Raw genomic sequence first — 20,912 nt, 5'->3', positions numbered from 1 at the left:
AAACAACAGTATGAAAAAAGTTAGACTCGTGATTGCCTGTGTAGGCGCTTTAATGGCCATGACTCCTGCTGCAGATGCGCAAACAACATTGCTGCACTACTGGAATTTCAATGGCATCACCACAGCGTATCACAATCCTTCTATTCCGGTAATGCACGCCAATTATTCCGCGATCGACACCAACAAAGCCAACGTGGTGTATCATCTGACGGGATCCAACACTTATGCAGGTTATATCGACAACGTAGCCGGCGACACAATGAATGCACGCATGAGTGCGGTAGCTGGTAATGCATTGCGTCTCCGCAATCCAAGCGATAGTATGGATTTGCGTGTGTACGCGCCAACCACCGGTTACAATGGTAATATAACTATCAAGTACGAAGTGCAGTCTTCGAGCACCACCAGTGGTCAGCTCGCACAGCTTTTCGATTATAGTACAGATAGCGGCGCTACATGGAAAACAACCGGCATCAGCATGACGATCGATTCTATCAGTCAGTCACAGTTTCAGGGGGCTTCATGGGGATTGATTGCAGTTAATTTTATAGATACTACTGTTCGCAATAACGGAGGTTTTGTATTTCGCGTGAAATTTGCCGGCAATACTTCACTTACCAGTGGCAACAATCGCTTTGATAATCTGAGCGTTGAATCTACGATAACCACCACTACGCCGACCGCTGTAACTAATGTAGTAGCTAATGAAGAAAAATATACGCTGTATCCGAACCCGGCGAGCGACAATATTCACATCGTTACACCAGAAGCCGGTGCTAAAACCGTTTCCGTATATAATATGTCCGGCAGCAGAGTAGTGCTCGTTTCATCAGCTGATAAAGAAATAATGGTTAATACAGCCGCTTTACCCCAAGGCGTGTACTACGCTTATATCACTACGGGAAGCCACACACAGGTGATTCCTTTCGTGAAAAACTAAATTCCTGCCAAGGAAGATTGCAGAGGTATACAGGTGGCTTTCGCGCCACCTGTTTTTGTTTTTTATACTGCCAATATTAAGAAATTGTTACTCCAGAAAGTCTCCATAATCGTCGCTCAATTTCGCTACGGGTTTATGAGCTCGTCACGACGAAGGATGCAATCTGCACGATGTCTTTGTCGTGCAGAACGGAGTCGAAGCACGACAACTGAACCTCGAACACAAACAAGTTTTTCAAAATAATAAACATTCAAAATGAACTTTGCCGCAAAAATTACACTAGCCGCAGCGCTCCTGAGCACAACGGCCTCCTTCGCACAAAAAACAAATTACCGCATGCTACAATCCTTTCCTGTAGCGGGTAATGAGAAGTGGGATTATCTTGCTATCAATCCGACGACTAACAATCTTTATATCGCACACGGTTCACAGGTTAATATCATCAATAAGGTAAACGGTGATTCTGTCGGTGTTTTGAATAATACCAGCGGTGTTCACGGTGTAGCTTTTGTGCCGGCACTCAACAAAGGTTTTATGAGTAATGGCAAACTCAATACGGTGACGGTTTTCGATATGCAGACAAATGTTGAAATTGTACAAATTCCGGTAGGGCAAAATCCGGATGCGATTATGTACGAGCCAGTTTCTGGTTATGTTTTTGTCGGCAACGGAAAAAGTGCGAACATAAGTGTGATTGACCCGAAAGAAAACAAACTGCTGAAAAGCATCGATTTAGGCGGAAAACCAGAGACTGCGGTTTCTGATAATGCCGGAAAATTGTACGTGAATATTGAAGATAAAAGCGAAATTGTGGTTCTGGATGTGAAATCACTGGCGGTGGAAGCACATTGGCCGCTAGGCGCCGGCAAAGAGCCTTCCGGTCTGGCCATCGACCCTAAGCAAATGAAACTTTTTGCAGGTTGTGACAATGAGAAATTGATTGTGATGGATGCAAAAACCGGAAAAGCGGAACAAGAATTACCTATTGAGGAAGAATGTGATGGCGTAGCATTCGACCCTGTTTCTCAACATATTTTCAGCGCCAACGGCGAAGGAACCCTCACCGTTATAGCCCGGAACGCTAATGGAAAATATTACGTAGCGCAAAACGTAAAGACACGTAAAGGCGCGCGTACGCTCACTGTTGACCCAACAACCAATAAGATTTATTTGCCTGTGGCTGATTCGGAATCACCCGCTGGTGAAAATGCACAAAAGCACACGAAACCGGTATTTAAGCCAGGAAGCTTCCGGGTGTTGGTAGTAGGAATTTGATGTTAGCAGTTAAAAGAATTTTTCTGGAAAAATGAAGTTGCTGATCGTAGAGGACGAAGCGCCGCTCAATAAAAGTATGGTTGAATATCTTTCTTCGCAGAAGTATCGCTGTGAGTCAGTGATGACTTACGGAGATGCACTCGAGAAAATTGAGTCACATCAGTACGATTGTATTGTGCTGGACATTATGTTGCCCGGCGGTAGTGGAATTAAGCTTTTGCAGCAACTTCGCGAAACCGAAAAGGAGGTAGGAGTAATCATTATTTCCGCACGTGATCAGATGGATGATAAGATCACCGGCTTACAACTGGGAGCAGATGATTATCAGACCAAGCCGTTTCATATGGCTGAATTGAGCAGTCGTATTGCCGCTATTATCCGCCGGAAAAATCTCTCGGGCAGTAATATGATTCGTTTCGAAGAAATTCAGATTGATGTAAATGCAAAGCAAGTGACTGTGAATGATGATGCGTTGACACTGACCCGGAAAGAATACGATTTGCTTTTGTACTTCATCATCAATAAAAATCGGGTACTTTCGAAAAGCGCTATTGCAGAACATCTTTGGGGGGATAACATGTATCTCGTCGATAATTACGATTTCATGTATGCACACATCAAAAACCTCCGGAAGAAATTAGTGAAAGCAGGCGCGGGTGATTATATCCGCAGTTTGTATGGTATGGGATATAAAATCTCCGTGAAATGAAGCTCTTCACGCGCTATAGCCAACTGAATATTGCAGTTACCATCGGTATTTTTCTTTTAGGTAGCTGTACGTTTTATTTTTTGATTCGCTACGTACTTATCAACGAACTCGACAGTACGCTGTACACCGAGCAGCAGGAAATTACCGAGTATGCCAGGGAGCACAATGCACTGATGGAAATCCTGCCGGCCAACGATCAGTTTGTTACTTACCGGATGGTTGATAAACCAGTGGTACAGCGTTTCGATAATACGGAACTTGTCGTGGATCAGCGTCTGGAGCCATTTCGGGAAGTTGCATTTGGCCTCAGTGTAAAAGGGAATAATTATCTCATTACGGTTAGTAAACCATTGAAAGAAACGCAAAAGCTGCTCGCAATTATTATCCTTGTTTCGATTTTAATGATTGGGCTTATTCTTCTGGTAAGTTCTTTAATCAACAGACGTTTGCTGCACAAGCTCTGGCAGCCGTTTTACAATACTATCGAAAAGGTGAAGGGATACAAAGTTGCACAGAAAGGTGTGCTGGAGCTGGAAGAGACAAAGATTGACGAGTTTTCGCTGCTCAACCAAAGCATCACAGCAATGACCGAAAGAGTGCAGCAGGATTATGCATCACTGAAAGAGTTTACGAGTCATGCGGCGCACGAGATGCAGACGCCGTTAGCCGTTATCAGAGGAAAGCTGGATATGTTGGTGCAAAATGAAGCGGTACTGAAAAACAATCCGACACAAATATCTGATATAGAGAAAGCGGTACACAAATTATCTCGTTTATACCAGGCATTACTGTTGCTGACGAAAGTGGAGAATCGTCAATTCATTTTGAATGAGCCGGTGGAAATACATGAAATTATCGAGGAAAAACTTGTAGAGTTTTCAGAGCTGATGGAATCACGTAAGATAGATTTGCAGGTGTTTTTAAAACCTGTAGATGTTGTTTTTCACAATCAACTGGCTGAAATTGTGATCGGCAATTTGTTTTACAATGCTATTCGTTACAATAAGCCCGGAGGGAAGATTGAAATATCGCTGGATCTAAAACGTCTGATGATTAGCAACACATCTGCTGTTTCCATGCTGGATAACGATCGTTTATTTCAGCGCTTTTATCGTCATGAAGAGGTAAAGGAAGACGGCAACGGGCTCGGGCTTTCTATTGTAAAACAGATCTGCGATATGGCGGGCTATCAGCTTTTTTATTTCTACACGGAAGATAGCATGCACACGTTCGAAGTTTATTTTGATCGCTGATGTCTGATTCTCTGATTTCTCGCACAAGAAAAAAGCTTCGCATCGCGAAGCCTTTAATAAAATATTGATGTTTGACTTTTGACGTCTCTTGCAAATCAGCGATCGAAAAATCAGACATCAGCGATTTTTACTTTTTCTTCCGCTTCTCATTCTTCTTCGCTTTCTCTTCCTCTTCCAAAAGCAGGCGCCAGTTGTCGTTCGGAATATCTTCAGTGAGCTGTACCGTCTCAAAATAGTCGGCTTTATCTACTTTCATTACGGTCACTTTCTTGTCCATATACTTTTCAATAGCGTCAAGCAACGGTTTTTCTTCCGGAGCGCAGAATGAAACCGCATGGCCTTTCTGCACACCACGACCAGTACGGCCTACACGGTGTACATAGTTTTCTGGTTCTTCCGGCAGATCATAGTTTACTACATAATCCACGTTTGGAATATCTATGCCGCGAGCGCTCACATCCGTCGTGATCAGCATTTTCACAGCATTACCTTTTTTAAAGTCATTCAGCACGTTCAAACGATCATCCTGTTCCATTCCACCGTGCATCATAATGGAGTCGATGTCCACACGTTTCATAGCATTGTGTACACGCTCAGCGCGCACCTTAGTACGTACGAACACCAGAATTCTCGCTTCCGGCAGCTCTTTCACCAGTCGTTCCAGAAAGAAGCGTTTATCATCCATGCCGATGAAAGCCACCGAGTGGTTGATGTTTTTAGAAACCGGATCTTTGGGCGATATCTGAATGCGGATTGGATTACGCACAAGCGAATACGCCAGATCTTTAATTTCTTTATCGATAGTTGCGGAGAAAAATAACGTCTGATGTTTGCGTGGCAGAAAACGGATCACGTCCTGGATATCCTTGATAAAACCAAGGTCCAGCATGAGATCTGCTTCATCCAGTACTAGGATTTCGCAGGAGCGGATGTCGATATATTTCTGATTGATCAGGTCGAACATACGTCCCGGCGTAGCCACCAATATATCTACACCTTTATCCAGTTTGTTGATCTGTGGATCCTGATCTACACCGCCAAACAAACCCAACACCGAAAGACGCGTGTATTTGCACAGTTTTTCGAACACTTCGGAAATTTGCATGGACAGTTCACGTGTTGGTACCATCACCAGGCATTTTACTTCCTTCGGTCCCTTCCGTTGACGTTGCAACAACTGGTGAATAATCGGAATCGCAAACGCAGCAGTTTTACCTGTACCTGTTTGGGCAATCGCCAGCACATCATCGCCCTTCAAAATAGAAGGTATCGCGCGGAACTGTATATCTGTAGGCCTTTTGAAACCCAGTTCTTCCAGGCTTCGTTTAATCTCAGGCGCTATATTGTATTGTTCAAATTTCATAGAAAATCAAAAGTCAAAAGTGAAAAAGCTGAAAGCTTACTCGTGTTGGGAGTCGTCCTCCTTTGGAGGAGTCAGAGGAGGCCCAATTAATCCACCGGGCAATTTGTAAAAATCGCATCGCTCAGCATTTCCTCCAACGGCAGATATGGTGCAGGGCAGGCATCCTGCATGGTAACGCGGAATACTTCACCGTCACGCTGCATATGGAAACGAACCCGCTCGCCTTCGTACAGACAATATACCTGAAACAGATTGAGGTCCTTGATATTCATTGGATGAAAATCAAATTCAATATTGTTTCCGTCTAATGGCAGTACAGTTTTGAAACGCTGGATCATGCCGCAAAGATAGCCAACCATAAGAGAATAACCCAACCGCGCCAAAAGCCCCGAATATGCCTAATTTTGGGTGGTACAACGCAAATGGAATCCGCTAATAGGGCACGGAAGATTATTCATATTGATATGGACGCATTTTATGCGTCTGTAGAGCAGCGTGATCATCCCGAATATCGTGGCAGACCTATTGTTGTGGGTGGATCGCCGGAAGGGCGCGGTGGTGTCGTAGCAACAGCGAGTTATGAAGCCCGGAAATTTGGTATTCGTTCGGCAATGGCTTCCAAACGTGCACAGCAGCTCTGCCCTGAAGTGTTATTTGTACGCCCGAGGTTCGATGTGTACAAAGATGTTTCGCAAAAGATCCGCAGCATTTTTCGGCGCTATACAGATTTGATCGAACCGCTGTCACTTGACGAGGCTTTTCTTGATGTCTCTGAAGATAAACTGGGTATCGGTTCTGCAATCGAAATCGCGAAGCAAATCAAACAGGCAATTAGAGATGAATTACAACTTACGGCCTCGGCCGGTGTTTCCATCAATAAGTTTGTTGCGAAGATTGCTTCTGATATGAATAAACCGGATGGACTTACGTTCATTGGTCCGTCGGGCATCGAAGATTTTATGGAGAAATTACCCGTAGATAAGTTTTTCGGAGTAGGAAGGGTAACCGCGGCGAAGATGAATGGCATGGGATTACATACCGGCGCCGATCTTAAAAAACTCTCGGAATCCGAGATGACGCAGCGTTTCGGAAAGGTCGGACGTTTTTATTATAACATTGTCCGCGGTATCGACAACCGTTCGGTGCAGCCACATCGCGAAACAAAGTCTTTAGGTGCAGAAGATACTTTTCAGGTTGATCTCACCGATATTGACAGTATGTTTACGGAACTTTCTAAAATTGCTGAAACAGTAGAAGAACGCTTACGGCGGCATGGATTAAAAGGCCGGACGATTACCCTAAAAGTTAAGTATCACGATTTCCGGATCATCAACAGAAGTCATTCTTTTACCGAGCCGGTCGATGATTATGAAACCATAATTACTACCGTGCAGCAGCTATTGCTCGGTACCGCCCCGGAAGATCACAAGATCCGGTTGCTCGGTATTTCACTTTCCAATTTCGGAGAATCAAGGCCTGGAAGAAAAATCAATCCAGAACAGCTGAGCCTCTTCTAAAAGAGGCCGTTAATAGGTTGGTAGGTTAAAAGGTTAACACGTCGTGGGGTAAAAACTCATTATTTCCCAGACTATGTTGGGTCACCCTGAGCGTAGTCGAAGGGCCATAACACAATGCTTCGACTACGCTCAGCATGACCACGCGCGCAGGTAGAAGTAACAACTGATTTAACCCTTTACCTCTTTAACCATTTAACCACTCTTCAGAAACCTGATCAAGATAAGACGCATTGCCGGTTAGCTGCGCCAGTCTTTCAATCACACGTTCTACCAGTGCATCCGGACAAGAAGCACCACTGGTAATCATCACACGCAATGGTGTACGTTGTGGCAGATAATTTTTCGTCTCCAATTCCGTATGGCTGTGCAGATCAAAATGACGAACCGTTTCCCGATCTACAAGACAATTTTCCTCCTTGATAAAATACGTAGGCAGTTTTTCCTCACAGAGTTCTACAAGATGTGAAGTGTTAGAGCTATTGTAGCCTCCAATCACCAAAGCCAGATCAGCCCGGTGTTCCAGCATGCCTTGTACAGCACTTTGGTTGTCGTTCGTAGCGTAGCAAAGGGTATCACGTGTATCCGCAAAACGCTCACTTGCGTTTTCAGGAGCCACATTGTAATGCCCCAATATCTCTTGTTTCAGATAATCTGCAATAGCTTGGGTTTCACTCGCCAGCATGGTTGTTTGGTTCACCACACCGATGCGTTGAAAATCTTTTACAACATCAAATCCTTCTGAGAACTGACCGGCAAAATCGCTATAGAATTGTTCCGCAGGAAGGGCGCCAGTAATGAATTTGGCTAGATGTACAGCCTGTGTCATGTCCTTTACAACAACCGTCGGCGTTACATCCTGACTATGTGAAAAAGTAGCACGTGTTTCCTCATGTTTCGGTTTGCCGTGAACCACAATTGTGTAACCATCTTTGCCGATTTTTTCCGCACGGTTCCATACTTTTTCTACAAACGGACAAGTGGTTTCATAACGCGCCGGTTCAATACCGATAGAACGCAATTGAGCTGCCAGCTCCAGCGTGGTGCCAAAAGCAGGAATGATTACGATATCGTCACTGGTCAGATCATCCCAGTTCATCAGCATTTTGCCGCCGGTATCCATGATAAAACGCACGCCCAGATTTTGCAGATCAGCATTTACACCCGGATTATGAATCATTTCGCTCAGCAGAAAAATACGTTTGCCCGGATTTTCCTCCACCGCCCGGAATGCAATCTCAATGGCATTTTCCACACCATAGCAAAAACCAAAATGGCGCGCAAGAATGACTTCCAGTGAACCGATCTGCAAAACAGTCGGAACAAAATCCTTCTTCATCTTATCTGCCGATTTTCTTTTCTGCTTGATCGCGGTAACCAGAGGGCTGCGGTAATGTGCCGGAACGTTAAATGACTTCATGTGCCGCAAAGTTACGTTGATAGGTTGAAAGGTTAATACGTTAATAAGTTGATACGTTGCTACGTTTTATGTGGTTGTTTTTTAATTTTTATTGGGCTGATTTATAGGTAAAATTGGTGTGCTCGCGTTTGTCATGTCGACGGTATGAGACATCCCGCGGAAATATGTGCTCTCATAACGCGGGTCATTGCTGAGGAGTTGCCCAACAGCGAAGCTGTGGAAACGACGTGGCAACCTGATTTCGCGTCGGGAAAAAATATTTTTGCAGCCAGCTCTTCCACTCCCATTAAACTCCCTTGCGTCGCACCTTTCAGCGCCAGAATTGCTACTGAATCTGCTTGTATAAAAAAACAACGGTCTGACGACTTTAAGCCGTCAGACCGTTTGGCATAGCGCCGTATTGACTTTTTTACATATTAACCTAGGAACGCACTTTCGTCAGTTTCACCTCCATGCCTGGTTTCACCTGCATCAGGCCCGTAGTCAGAATAGTATCGCCGGCACTGAGTCCTTGCAAAACCAGCACCCGGTCAGTAGTACGATCGCCGATGATGACAGTATTCAGTTCTGCTTTACCGCCTTTTAAAACGGCTACTTTCTTATCTCTCGTAGTAGGAATGATCGCCTGAGAGGGTATCAGAATCGCATCCGCTTCCGTATTAAATGGAATCATCACATGGGCAAAAGAGCCGGATACAAGTTTGTTATCGCCATTCGCCACCAATGCACGCACTTTGATGGTACGTGTGGTCGGGTCGGCACCAGGATCAATGGCGCTGATCTTGCCGCTCAAGGTATCCAGCGTTCCGTCCACGTTAAAAGAAACAGTATTGCCTACTTTGAGGTTTTCACGGTATTGATCCGGAATGGTAAAGTCCATTTTCAGCGGATTAATCTGCTGCAGATTGGCCACAATTGTAGTGGTTGCAATCACCGCTCCCGGACTGATGTTACGAATCCCGATCTTACCATCGAAAGGAGCTACGATTTTGGTTTTTTGGAGTAACGCACGCTGGTAAGCGATATCAGCATCAATTGATTCAATTTGCGTCTGCGTGGTTTCATAGTCCTGACGACTGATCCCGCCGATTTTCAGCAGGTCTGCCTGGCGCTTTTCCATTTTTACCTGTAGATCACGCTGTGCCTGCAATTTTTGAATCTGAGCAATGATATCCGCATCGTAGAGTTGAACGAGTAATTGCCCTTTCTTTACAATACCACCTTCTTTAAAAAATATTTGAGTAACACGGCCACTGATTTCCGGATGAATGTCGATCACTTCATTCGGAAGCAGAGAGCCGCTGGCGGCGTAATCGTTGTTATACCGTTGTGTGGTGACTACCCAGCCTTCTGCCCGCAGCGATTTCGGAGCGCCCTGTGCTTTAGATTTGCTGGCGTCTGTTTTGTTTCCCTGGCAAGCCGTAATAGAGGATACGACAGCCATTCCGACAAAAGCTGCGAAAAATTTGTTAGAAAAAAATAGCATTCACGTTGCTTTTACAGGTAATTTAGAAATAGAGAAACAAAGATAGGACTAGAATGGCTTGCTCCGGTTTAAATCTGCTTGATTATGCGCTACAGAAATAAATTGATCATATTGGCGATACTCGTAATGCTTGTGGCTGCAATGCAGTACATCTTGCCGAATAATGCCCATATGGTCAATGTGTACAATGTGTATATATTTCGGCCGTATCAATCGTTTCGCAATATGCTGCTTGGTAAGATTCCAATCAGTGTAGGTGATATCCTGTATCTGGTGCTGGGCGTGCTGATCTTACTCACCGTAGTGCGGTGGTTTTATTTTGTCTTCAAGTTCAAAACGCACAAGCACTATCTCGGCCATTTGTATATCCGGTGCATGATTTCGCTTTGTATCGCTTACGTATTGTTCTTTGTGGGCTGGGGCGGTAATTATTACAAGCCTTCGTTGGCTGATTATTGGCATCTGGAGATTCCAAAGCCTTCGGCGCAAACAGATACTTTACTGATTGCTTACGATAATATGCTTATCGGAAAGCTCAACGAATATGCCGCACACTATAAGGATTTAAGCTTTCGCCAGGTAGACCGGCGCGCACAGAGTTATTACAAAGCTTTTACCGATAGTAAAACAAAACTGCACGGGCTCAATGCCAAGCCTTCCATTTTCGGATACATGATGCAGTATTTTGAAATACAAGGCTATTATAATCCGTTTACGGGAGAAGCGCAGGTCAACCGATACTTGCCGCCGTTTATGCTTCCGTTTGTCGTTTGTCATGAAATGGCTCACCAGTCGGGTATTGCAGCAGAAGGTGATGCCAATCTGCTTTCTTATGTGATTTGCTCCGCCGTAAAAAAAGACACCGCCTTTGGTTATTCCGCTTATTTCAATTTATGGTTGTATGCGCACTCGCGTCTGCGTGCCTGGGATTCCACAGTTGCTAATTCGTTGAAAAAACAACTTAATCAACTTTCACTTGCACACTTAGATACTTTACGCGCCATCAGAAGGCAATATCGTAGTAGTGTAAGCGATTACTCGGGTTGGCTCTACGATGGCTATCTGCGTATGCACAATCAGAAAGATGGCATTGCTAGTTATAGTACGGTAGTTATGAGCGCCTGGGCCTGGGATGAGCAAAGAAAATTTAGTACAGACTGGATGATACGAATTCCTTAGAAGCTGAAAGCCTAAGACCTAAAGCTAAAAGCTTTTCCACGTTGTCATGCTCAGCGGAGTCGAAGTATAGACGTCAATGGTCAATGGTGAATGGTCAAACGTGAAACGTGAAACGTCAATGGCAACTCGTTAATGCCGTCGTTACTCGTTCCCGGCTTTGCGCCTTTGTGCACGTTGTGAGAGATTTGCCTTTCATGCGTCTTTGGGCGAAAAGGCTAATTTTGTGACATGAACGCCGGCACTATTTTAAAAAGCACCGCCTTACTCGATGGCACTATTTTCGACAATGCAACCATTCTCATTACCGAGCATAACGAAAACGGTTCGATCGGTTTTGTGATCAACAAACTCTTTGATCGAAAATTGAATGAGCTGGAAGAATTCAGACACAGCATTCCTTTTCCTTTATATGATGGCGGCCCGGTAGATCGGGAACATCTTTTCTTTATACATCAACGTCCCGATCTTATCAAAGACGGAGTGAACGTGCACGATAACACTTATTTCGGCGGCGATTTCAAAACCGCTGTAAGGCTCATCAACGACCATAAGCTTACAGAAAAAGATATTAAAATATTTATCGGCTATTGTGGCTGGGATGCCAGCGAACTTGAGGCAGAAATTGCGGAAGGCAGCTGGTCAATGGTGAATGGTCAAATGTGAAACGTGAAACGTCAATGGTCAATCTTACTTCGTTGTCATACTGAGCGGGTTCGAAGTAGACAATGGTCAATGATTCTCGCGATTGTCATTCCGACTAATTATTCGGTGCCCACAATCAAAAGACAATGACACCTTGATTTAGCAATAGTCCTTCAAGTCTGGCTTCGAACCATCATTCTCCTACTTTTTTTATGCCAAACGGCGAAGCCCTCATGAGCGACCCGAGAAGATATGAACGCGAGTGAAAAAGTAGGTAAAAAAGGGCAGTCTAAGCCAGATCACTCCGTGGCTTAGGTGGTGGCTCAATTGAGCTTCATTGCTACTGTGCTGCCAAACTAAGAGCCTTGAAATTGAACTTATACCAATTGACTACCAAAAAATGGCATGGTTAATTGTGTAAACATGGATTTACGGAACACCACCGGCCTAAGGAAAGCAGGCGTTAAAAAATGAAATGCATACAGCGTCCGCAATTATGATGGTGAACGGAGCAACACAGACCAATTATAGATTAGCAAGGAAGGAGTATAAAGCAGCATAGTAAGCTTTAATAATTGCAGCGAAATGCCTTTTCATTTTAGCCGTAGTTTCCTTCAGCCTTGAACTTTTGGTTACTTTTGCTTCAAGGCAAAAGTGACAGAAAACACTTCTGGGAAATTGATTGAGCGGAAAATTTTTAATCCCGTTTTTGAAGTCCAATTGGTATTAATTTTAAATGTGTCATTGACACGAAGGAGGGATCTTGCGGAAATACGGGACCACATTACGTGAGACGTCTCCTTTGGCCTACGTGATATTTTAAAATAAACATAAGAGGAATATAAAATTGAAAGGCTCCGCTAATGCGAAGCCTTTCAATTTTATATTTCAAACGTCTGATGTTTCACCACGACGTACTAACGTATTAACCCTTATACTCTCCCCATACGCCACGCAGTGTGTCTGCAATCTCACCGAGTGTACACAGATTTTCAACAGCTTCAATCACCGCAGGCATCAGGTTTTCAGTGCCAAGTGCGCATTGTTTGATTGCTTCGAGGCTGGCCGCAGCTTTCGCCGCATCACGTTTCCCACGCAGTTGCTGCAGCTTTTCCATCTGCACCTGACGGATTGAATCGTCAATTTTAAATACAGGCGTGTCACTCATTTCCTTTGAAGTAAATTTATTTACCCCAACAATGATTTTTGAACCGTCTTCAATTTCTTTATTGTAGGTGTATGCAGAGCGTGCAATTTCATCCTGGATAAAGCCTTGTTCAATCGCTTTTACAGCGCCGCCCATTACATCGATTTTATCCATCAGTTTTTGTGCCGCAGCTTCCATTTCATTGGTGAGAGATTCTACGAAGAAAGAACCTGCCAGCGGATCTGCCGTTTGTGTAATGCCGCTTTCAAAAGCAACGATTTGTTGTGTGCGCAATGCAATGGTTGCGGCTTCTTCCGTAGGCAAAGACAATGCTTCGTCATAACCATTGGTGTGTAGTGATTGCGTACCACCCATTACTGCTGCCATCGCCTGAATAGCGACACGTACGATATTGTTTTGCGGTTGCTGCGCCGTTAGCGTACTACCTCCGGTTTGTGTGTGGAAACGCAACATCTGTGCTTTCGGATCAGTGGCGCCGAGTTCTTTTGTGATGTGCGCCCACATGCGGCGTGCCGCGCGGAATTTCGCTACTTCTTCAAACAAGTTGTTGTGTGCGTTGAAGAAGAAGGAAAGACGTTGTGCGAATACGTTGATGTCAAGACCTTTCGCGATAGCTGCCTGCAAATAAGCTTTACCATTCGCCAGCGTAAATGCCAGCTCCTGCACGGCATTAGAACCTGCTTCGCGGATATGGTAACCAGAAATGGAGATCGTATTCCACTTCGGAACTTCTTTACTACAGTATTCGAAGATATCCGTAATGATACGCATGGATGGCTCTGGCGGATAAATATAGGTGCCGCGTGCCGCGTATTCTTTCAGGATATCATTCTGGATGGTGCCGGATATTTTTTTGATATCAGCTCCTTGTTTCTTCGCTAGCGCGATATAAAATGCCAATAAGATGAAGCCTGTTGCATTGATAGTCATGGACGTGGAAATATCCTGCAACTGAATGTCGGCAAACAGACGTTCCATGTCTTCCAGAGAATCGATGGCTACACCTACTTTTCCTACTTCGCCTTCCGACATAGCATGGTCAGAATCATAACCGATCTGCGTTGGCAGGTCGAAAGCAACAGAAAGTCCCATCACACCCTGGCTCAGCAGGTAGTGGTAACGTTTGTTGGATTCTTCGGCTGTACTGAAACCTGCATATTGGCGCATGGTCCAAAGGCGGTCACGGTACATCGCCGCATGTACGCCGCGCGTAAATGGAAACTGCCCCGGTTGCTCGGTCATTTCTACAGGTTGATCATAAACCTGTTTGATCACAATACCGGAATCGGTAATGAATTTTTTATCTGACATTTCTTACTATTGACGATTTTAGATTGAATATTTGCGATTGTTCCGTTAGATTCAATCGCGATGGATATTGACCATTCACCATTGACGTTTCACCATTGATCATTGACCATTCACCATTCACCATTCACCATTCACCATTCACCATTCACCATTCACCATTCACCATTCACGTTTGACCATTCACCATTCACCATTGACCATTTCACCATTAAACTCCCATACTTCCATACGAAAGCACCTTCTTCGCTTCATCATTAATAATCTGCAAAGCTACGTCAGTTGGCAATTCACCTTCCACAGATAGTAAATATTCAACAATACGGGCATGCAGTTCTTTTGCAGGTGCGCCGGCGTTGAGCTGCTGCGCGATCTGATTGATCATATTGAGCTCTTGTTCTTTCACGCTTTTCACAGTGCTCCAGACACCTTGTGTTACATAAACCTGCTGCGAAAGATTGTGTTCAAACTCAACATTGATATTGTATATCAGCATCTGTTGCAATTCACTTACAGTCATGCCAGGTTCATAGATACGTGGCACCAGCTGACGGGGATGAATACGTTCAACAAACAGCACCAGACGTTCGTAGGCCTGCAGACGCAGTTTGATGGTCACATCATTCGTGTCTTTCAACAATGCCAGTTGTTTCTTCTGTACTTCAGTGACCAGAAATTTCTGAACAATAAAATAACAGGCAGCCAACACTATAAGGGCAGGTAAAATGTATTTTAATATCTCGATGAGCGTGCTCGTATACATGCAGTAAAATTTGGGCGACAAAATAAGACGTTTTTTCCATTCTCTTTTTATTACAAAAAAGCCACATGTTGTTGCCTCATTTCTACAATCAACAATAGGTACACTCTATTTGCGGTTTGATGTGTATGGTAAATTTTTATCTTATATGTTTGATAATGAGTTGGTTAATGTCTGATCGGACATTCTTAACGCTGGCAGGTTTTCCGTTGGCAAAAAATTGTTAGCGTATTAGGCAAAACTGATTTTTATGTGGACAGACAAAAATTTTCAACCGGATAATAACAATAGAGAGGCAGCTAAGGCGAATATTCCATTCATGAGTACGATGGTGGAAGTAATGAATAAATCAGTTCGTATGGGTTACATTGATAACTTCAAGGTTACGAAACGAGGTTTATACTCGCTGGCGAAAAGCCGTTACTATCGCCCCGAACAAGTAAAAGTGGTAAACTTCTACCGTTTTGAAGGTCAATCTGACCCGGCCGATAACTCAATCCTTTATTTGATAGAAACTACTGATGGGCAAAAAGGGTCCTTAACTGACTCTTATGGCGCTTACGCCGATGCTTCAGTCAATGCCTTCATTCAGGAAGTGGAAAATATTGAAAAGAAAATCACCGATAGCCAGAAAGGCCATTGTTAATCTATACTATTATTTCTGGGTTTGTAAAGGTGCATATGAAGAAAAGCCGTTCGGATACTCCGGACGGCTTTTGGTTTGTGGAACGTAAAATGTCAAAAAAGTAAAGGGTTAATACCAATTAACCATCAAAAAATGGCAGGGTTAATTGTGTAAACATGGATTTACAGAACACCTCCGGCCTAAGGAAACGTAGGCGTTAAAAAATGAAATGCATACAGCGTCCGCAATTATGATGGCGAACGGAGCGTACAGATCAATTATAGATTGGCCAGGAATGGGTATAAAGCATCATAGTAAGCTTTAATAATTGCAGCGAAATGCCTTTTCATTTTAGCCGAAGATTCCTTCAGCCTTGAACTTTTGGTTACTTTTGCTTCAAGGCAAAAGTGACAGAAAACACTTCTTTAAAATTGATTGAGCGGAAATTTTTAATGCCGTTTTTTGATGATCAATTGGTATAAAGGGTTAATTAGCCGTTTTGACAAATTACCCCTTTGACCTATTAACTATTAAATTTTTTAACTGATTAACTCTCCAGCGGAAAGTACAATTTAAAAGTAGCACCTTCATCTGGCAGGCCGTCAGCTAGAATATAACCCATATGATTAGCCATTACACGTTGGCAAATTGCAAGACCGGTTCCCTTTCCTTCGTATTCTGAACGCTGATTGTGCAGTCGTTGAAAAAGCAGGAACATTTTGTGCATAAACTTGTTGTCAAAGCCAATACCATTGTCCATTACCGTCACTTTGTAAAATACTTTGTCCACGAGATTCTGGTTGATACCTGCTAGCTCAATGCCCGTTACTTTTTGCCCGCTTATCTGAATGTTTAAAGGCTTTCCTTCCTTCGAAAATTTAATTGCATTATCGATCAAAGCTTTAAAAAGTAACTGCAATTGTCCTGGATAACCATTGATCGTGATCAACGGCGTTACTTGTATTAATGATTGCTTTTGCTTGATCTTCTGATCCAGGTCCAGCAATACTTCTTTTACTACTGCATTGAGCGAAGTCTGTTGCTTTTCGCCCTGATTCTGGACCAGACTGGTGAGGTCGCCCAGATCGTCTATCAGTTCCTGCATACGACTTGCTGAAGCCTGAATACGTTCCAGCGAATTCATCGTTTCCTGATCAGCAATCTTTTTCTGGTACAAAATCTTATTGGTGAATACCTGTATTTTCCGGAGCGGTTCTTTCAAATCGTGCGACGCTGCGAATGCAATCTGTTCGAGCTCGGAATGTGACCGCTGCAGATCTATCAGTTTCACCTGCAATTCTTCCTGGTATTTAAAACGTTTGTTCAGCTCACGCATCATGATCACAAACAAAAACAGGGTCACGAAACTGAAAATGAAAAACAGATACTTAATGCTGGAGTAGGTGAGTTGCTGGTATTCCGTTTTTTGTTTCATCCGGTTTTCGAGCAAATCTTTCTCCCGGTCTTTCATCCGTTTAATGTAATACTGGATTTGCAGTACGTCTACCTTTCCTTTATCATACGTAGGCGGCAATGAATCTGATTTTGCACTGTCCTTATAGGCGATATCGGCGTTCAGATTCTCCACGCGGTTTACCAGATAGCTGCGTATCCAGATCAGGTCCTGATGCGAATCTTCATTGTCTGTTACCAGTGTTTTGATTTCTTCCGTAATCGGAAATATGCCTGAAACTAAAGGCTTAAGTGTTTTTAAATACTGGCTGTCGCGGGTAAGCAGATAACCTCTTTCATTTTTGTCGATATCCTTCAGCGTGATCTCCATTACATCAAACTGACGCATTACATCGTAAGTGTGCTCTACCATTTGAGAGTAGCTGCTGAGCGTGTTAAACCGTTTTACGGCATAAAACGCAAGCATCACCATTATGGCAAAAGAGAGCGTGAAAGGAATTATAATAAACCGGAGTCTTTTCTTCATGTGCTTTATCAAACCTACATAAATTTTAGAAGCTAATAAATTAGTTGGGCGTTCCTGGCGAAAGGTTGATGGCAAAAAGACAATAGTCCACAGTGGCCATTTTGCGAAAAAAAACTATTCGACAGCTGTTTGCTGGTCGAGACGGATTAAACGATATAACTATGTGTTTATTAGGATTGTAGAAAGCATTCCCCAGTTTTTGGGACAATCAACAAGATGAGAACAAAATTAATTTCGTATTTCTTATTTTTTATATTCATAATTGTTTTTTGTGCAGTTGATTAATAATTTTTTCGAAAAATGAAAACTTTGGCTTCATGCTTGATTTACATAAATCATACAGAGAGAACTACTCAAACACCATAAAGCTATTTTCTATGATTTCGCAGCAACAGACACAGAAACAACTTTTAAAGATCTTGCCTCAGCAAATTCAATTGCTGAACCTGTATTTTTTGAATGCGCAGGAGCTGGAGCAAAGAATCATTGCCGAACTGGATGAAAACCCGATTCTGGAAGTAAATGAAAAAACGGACGACGATGAAAATGCTGATAAGAATACAGAAGGAGAGTCTGTACAGGATTTTCAGGATTGGGATGAATATGGTTATGATGACATCCCTGACTATAAACAGGAATACCAGAATTATCTAAGCACGGAGGATGTGCCGGAAAAACCTCTGGTAAATGTTGATCATTTTAAAGAGGATCTCAAACAACAGTTGCGTCTGTTACATCTTTCAGACGAAGAGTATATCACTGCAGAATATCTTATCGACATGCTGAATACACACGGTATGCTCGATAAACCCATGGACGAGATCGCTGATGATCTTTCTTTTCAGGTACAATCATTGATCGATGTGGAAACGCTCGAAAAATCATTGGAGATTGTGCAGTCGCTGGAACCGGTTGGCGTAGGTGCAAGAAGCATTCGCGAGTGCCTGTATCTGCAGTTGAAACAAATGAATACCAAACGTCCGGATGTGAAATGTGCGATGAAACTCGTAGGCCAGTTTTACGAAGACTTGATGCACCGTCAGTTTGAGAAGCTGATGCACCATCTCGGCGTTGATGAAGAAGAATTACGTGTAGTATTGAATTTTATGGGGACACTCAAGTTTTACCCGGTAACGGAGCCCGCTGATGCATTTGAACCGAAGAACACGATTATACCGGATTTTATTATCAGTAAAAATGGTGAAGACATACATGTTGCTTTGTACAGCAGTCGATCCAACGCTGTCTTTGTAAATCAGACTTTATATGATCAGCTGGCCGAACAATGCAGCAAAGGCGATAAATCTGCAAGTCAGTATATCAAGAGTAAACTGCAGTCTGCACAATGGTTTGTTTCTGCCGTGCGCCAGCGCGAAGAAACCATGATGCGTATTATGCAATACATCACGCATCATCAGAAAGAATATTTCGAAGAAGGAGATATTCGCCTGTTGAAACCAATGGTGCTGCGTCATATTGCAGAGCAAACTGGATTGGATATTTCTACCATTTCACGCATCACCAGCAATAAATATGCTGAAACGCATTTTGGTCTGGTGTATTTGAAAAACCTCTTCAGTGAGGGTATTGCAGACAAAAATGGTGAGGTGATCAGTAATAAGGTAATCCAATCAGTGATTGAAGAGGCGATTACCTGCGAGGATAAGAAACATCCTTATACCGATCAGCAGCTGGTACATATTCTATCTTCAAAAGGTTACAACATCGCACGTCGCACTGTGGCTAAGTATCGCGAACAATTACGTATCCCGATCGCGCAGATCCGGGCTGTAAGGGCATAACGAATAAAAGATTGTATATTTCTGTCACCACACACTACAAATTAGAACGAATTATGGCAAATAAAATCCTGGTAATTGACGATGATAATGACATGTGCCTTCTCCTCAACCGTTTTCTGACTCGTCATGGATATGAAGTGACCGGAAAGAACAACGGGCATGCTGCAATCGATTGGTTGAAACAAAATGCACCGGATCTCGTACTCTGTGATTTCAGACTGGAAGATATGACTGGTGCCGATTTGCTGGTAAAAATCAAGGAAATGCATCCGTCTGCCATTGTAATTATTATCACCGGATACAGTGATGTAAAAGATGCAGTAGAAGTAATGAAAATGGGCGCATACGATTATGTTACCAAACCATTGTTTCCGGATGAGATTTTGCTGACGATCAAAAAAGCATTAGAAGAAAGTACAAGAACAGCGAAAGCTGTAGAAGCAGTTGCCAGCAGTGTCAATCATCATCACGAAACAGTTGATACGCCGGCACAGCCAAAGGTGAAACTGAACGCGGCAGGAGAGAGTTATATCGCAGGTTCCAGCTCGGCTTTTGTACATATTGCAAAGCAAGTGGAACTTGTCGCGCCAACTAATTATAGCGTCATTATTTATGGTGAAAGCGGTAGCGGTAAAGAAGTAATCGCGAAACTGATCCATGAAAAAAGCAAACGCGCAAGCAAGCCGTTTATCGCTATCGATTGCGGCGCATTGTCTAAAGAACTGGCAGGCAGTGAACTTTTCGGCCACGAAAAAGGATCTTTCACCGGTGCCTTAAATCAAAAAATAGGGAGCTTTGAGCTGGCTAATGAAGGAACCATATTCCTCGATGAAATAGCCAATCTTTCTTACGATATACAAGTATCGCTGCTGCGTGTAGTGCAGGAACGCAAAATGCGCAGAGTGGGCGGTAACAAGGACATTGAACTGGATGTACGCATTATCGTAGCCAGTAACGAAAAGCTTTGGGATGCAGCCCGCAACGGCAAGTTCCGCGAAGACCTCTTCCACCGTTTCAACGAATTCAGCATTGATGTGCCACCATTGCGCGAGCGCAAAGAAGACATCATGGTTTTTGCATTACACTTTCTGCAATTGACCAATGCGGAGCTTGGTAAAACAGTAAGAGGTTTTTCGAAAGAGGTAGAAGAAATATTTCTGAATTATGTGTGGTACGGTAATCTGCGTGAATTGAAAAACGTTGTGAAACGCGCTACACTTTTAACTGACGGACCATTGGTAGAAGTAAAATCACTGCCATTTGAAATCAGTAATTTTCATAAGCTCCAATTTGACGTAGCTGGCAATGCCGCTGCAACAGCACCTTCCGAAGCCACGAAAGCGCCGGAAAAGCATATACCCTTTGAACATAAATTGAAATCGGCCAACATTGATGCCGAGTATGAGGTAATACTCGACGCCCTGAAACAAACGAATTTTAACAAGAGTAAAGCTGCCAAACTATTGAATATAGACAGGAAGACGCTCTATAATAAAATGAAGCAATACAAAGAATTTAATAATCAGTGA

At 43.3% G+C, this 20,912-nt stretch carries 17 protein-coding genes; 10 read left to right on the top strand and 7 right to left on the bottom strand.

Annotation, left to right across the window (positions count from 1 at the left end; all coding sequences use genetic code 11):
* Positions 1–10: 10 nt before the first annotated feature.
* The 4 genes from DN068_RS08255 (at position 11) to DN068_RS08240 (ending at position 4,177) form a co-directional block, all read left to right on the top strand.
* On the top strand, positions 11–940 hold the full coding sequence (locus tag DN068_RS08255) for a T9SS type A sorting domain-containing protein (protein WP_110998436.1): 930 nt from the start codon (positions 11–13) through the stop codon (positions 938–940).
* A gap of 336 nt (positions 941–1,276) precedes the next feature.
* Entirely contained in the window at positions 1,277–2,215 is a 939-nt protein-coding gene (locus DN068_RS08250; RefSeq protein WP_243630165.1) for a YncE family protein, read from the top strand.
* A 31-nt stretch (positions 2,216–2,246) separates the two neighbouring features.
* Positions 2,247–2,924 (top strand): response regulator transcription factor, encoded by a 678-nt coding sequence (locus tag DN068_RS08245; protein WP_110998434.1) that lies wholly within the window; start codon positions 2,247–2,249, stop codon positions 2,922–2,924.
* The gene (locus DN068_RS08240; protein ID WP_110998433.1) at positions 2,921–4,177 is read left to right on the top strand and encodes a sensor histidine kinase; all 1,257 of its coding nucleotides are present in this window, start codon (positions 2,921–2,923) and stop codon (positions 4,175–4,177) included. The genes DN068_RS08245 and DN068_RS08240 overlap by 4 nt, the downstream gene beginning before the upstream one ends.
* 127 nt (positions 4,178–4,304) lie before the next feature.
* Here DN068_RS08240 and DN068_RS08235 read toward each other — a convergent pair whose 3' ends face one another.
* Complete coding sequence (locus tag DN068_RS08235) at positions 4,305–5,540, bottom strand: DEAD/DEAH box helicase (RefSeq protein WP_110998432.1); 1,236 nt, start codon at positions 5,538–5,540, stop codon at positions 4,305–4,307.
* A gap of 86 nt (positions 5,541–5,626) precedes the next feature.
* Entirely contained in the window at positions 5,627–5,878 is a 252-nt protein-coding gene (locus DN068_RS08230) for a hypothetical protein (protein WP_110998431.1), read from the bottom strand.
* A gap of 84 nt (positions 5,879–5,962) precedes the next feature.
* On the opposite strand from DN068_RS08230, the gene dinB reads away from it, so the two are divergent.
* Positions 5,963–7,057, top strand: a complete 1,095-nt coding sequence (gene dinB, locus DN068_RS08225) for a DNA polymerase IV (RefSeq protein ID WP_110998430.1) — start codon at positions 5,963–5,965, stop codon at positions 7,055–7,057.
* Positions 7,058–7,241: 184 nt separating this feature from the next.
* Here dinB and DN068_RS08220 read toward each other — a convergent pair whose 3' ends face one another.
* Positions 7,242–8,474 carry a 4-hydroxy-3-methylbut-2-enyl diphosphate reductase gene (locus DN068_RS08220; RefSeq protein ID WP_110998429.1) on the bottom strand — a complete coding sequence of 411 codons (1,233 nt, stop codon included), beginning with the start codon at positions 8,472–8,474 and terminating at the stop codon, positions 7,242–7,244.
* Between the two features lie 421 nt (positions 8,475–8,895).
* Positions 8,896–9,918: an efflux RND transporter periplasmic adaptor subunit gene (locus tag DN068_RS08210; protein ID WP_165836322.1), complete on the bottom strand. Its 1,023-nt coding sequence runs from the start codon at positions 9,916–9,918 to the stop codon at positions 8,896–8,898.
* A gap of 126 nt (positions 9,919–10,044) precedes the next feature.
* On the opposite strand from DN068_RS08210, the gene DN068_RS08205 reads away from it, so the two are divergent.
* Together DN068_RS08205 and DN068_RS08200 are read left to right on the top strand one after the other, a co-directional pair.
* Complete coding sequence (locus DN068_RS08205; RefSeq protein WP_110998426.1) at positions 10,045–11,139, top strand: DUF3810 domain-containing protein; 1,095 nt, start codon at positions 10,045–10,047, stop codon at positions 11,137–11,139.
* A 228-nt stretch (positions 11,140–11,367) separates the two neighbouring features.
* On the top strand, positions 11,368–11,802 hold the full coding sequence (locus DN068_RS08200) for a YqgE/AlgH family protein (RefSeq protein ID WP_110998425.1): 435 nt from the start codon (positions 11,368–11,370) through the stop codon (positions 11,800–11,802).
* A gap of 904 nt (positions 11,803–12,706) precedes the next feature.
* Here DN068_RS08200 and DN068_RS08195 read toward each other — a convergent pair.
* Together DN068_RS08195 and DN068_RS08190 are read right to left on the bottom strand one after the other, a co-directional pair.
* Positions 12,707–14,260: an acyl-CoA mutase large subunit family protein gene (locus DN068_RS08195; protein WP_110998424.1), complete on the bottom strand. Its 1,554-nt coding sequence runs from the start codon at positions 14,258–14,260 to the stop codon at positions 12,707–12,709.
* Positions 14,261–14,468: 208 nt separating this feature from the next.
* Positions 14,469–15,020, bottom strand: coding sequence for a DUF7935 family protein (locus DN068_RS08190; protein ID WP_110998423.1), 552 nt, complete (start codon positions 15,018–15,020; stop codon positions 14,469–14,471).
* A gap of 247 nt (positions 15,021–15,267) precedes the next feature.
* Here DN068_RS08190 and DN068_RS08185 point away from each other — a divergent pair, with 247 nt between their 5' ends.
* The gene (locus DN068_RS08185) at positions 15,268–15,663 is read left to right on the top strand and encodes a hypothetical protein (RefSeq protein ID WP_110998422.1); all 396 of its coding nucleotides are present in this window, start codon (positions 15,268–15,270) and stop codon (positions 15,661–15,663) included.
* Between the two features lie 526 nt (positions 15,664–16,189).
* On the opposite strand, the gene DN068_RS08180 is transcribed toward DN068_RS08185, so the two are convergent.
* Complete coding sequence (locus DN068_RS08180) at positions 16,190–17,581, bottom strand: sensor histidine kinase (protein ID WP_110998421.1); 1,392 nt, start codon at positions 17,579–17,581, stop codon at positions 16,190–16,192.
* A 317-nt stretch (positions 17,582–17,898) separates the two neighbouring features.
* Between DN068_RS08180 and rpoN the strand changes: the two genes are divergently transcribed.
* Together rpoN and DN068_RS08170 are read left to right on the top strand one after the other, a co-directional pair.
* Entirely contained in the window at positions 17,899–19,383 is a 1,485-nt protein-coding gene (gene rpoN / locus DN068_RS08175; RefSeq protein ID WP_243630161.1) for an RNA polymerase factor sigma-54, read from the top strand.
* 53 nt (positions 19,384–19,436) lie between these two features.
* Positions 19,437–20,912, top strand: a complete 1,476-nt coding sequence (locus DN068_RS08170; RefSeq protein ID WP_110998419.1) for a sigma-54-dependent transcriptional regulator — start codon at positions 19,437–19,439, stop codon at positions 20,910–20,912.

It is taken from the genome of Taibaiella soli (genome assembly GCF_003236175.1).
Taxonomy (GTDB): Bacteria; Bacteroidota; Bacteroidia; order Chitinophagales; family Chitinophagaceae; genus QKTW01.
The sequence above is the reverse complement of the archived record's forward strand: the minus strand, read 5'-3'. Positions and strand labels throughout refer to the sequence as shown.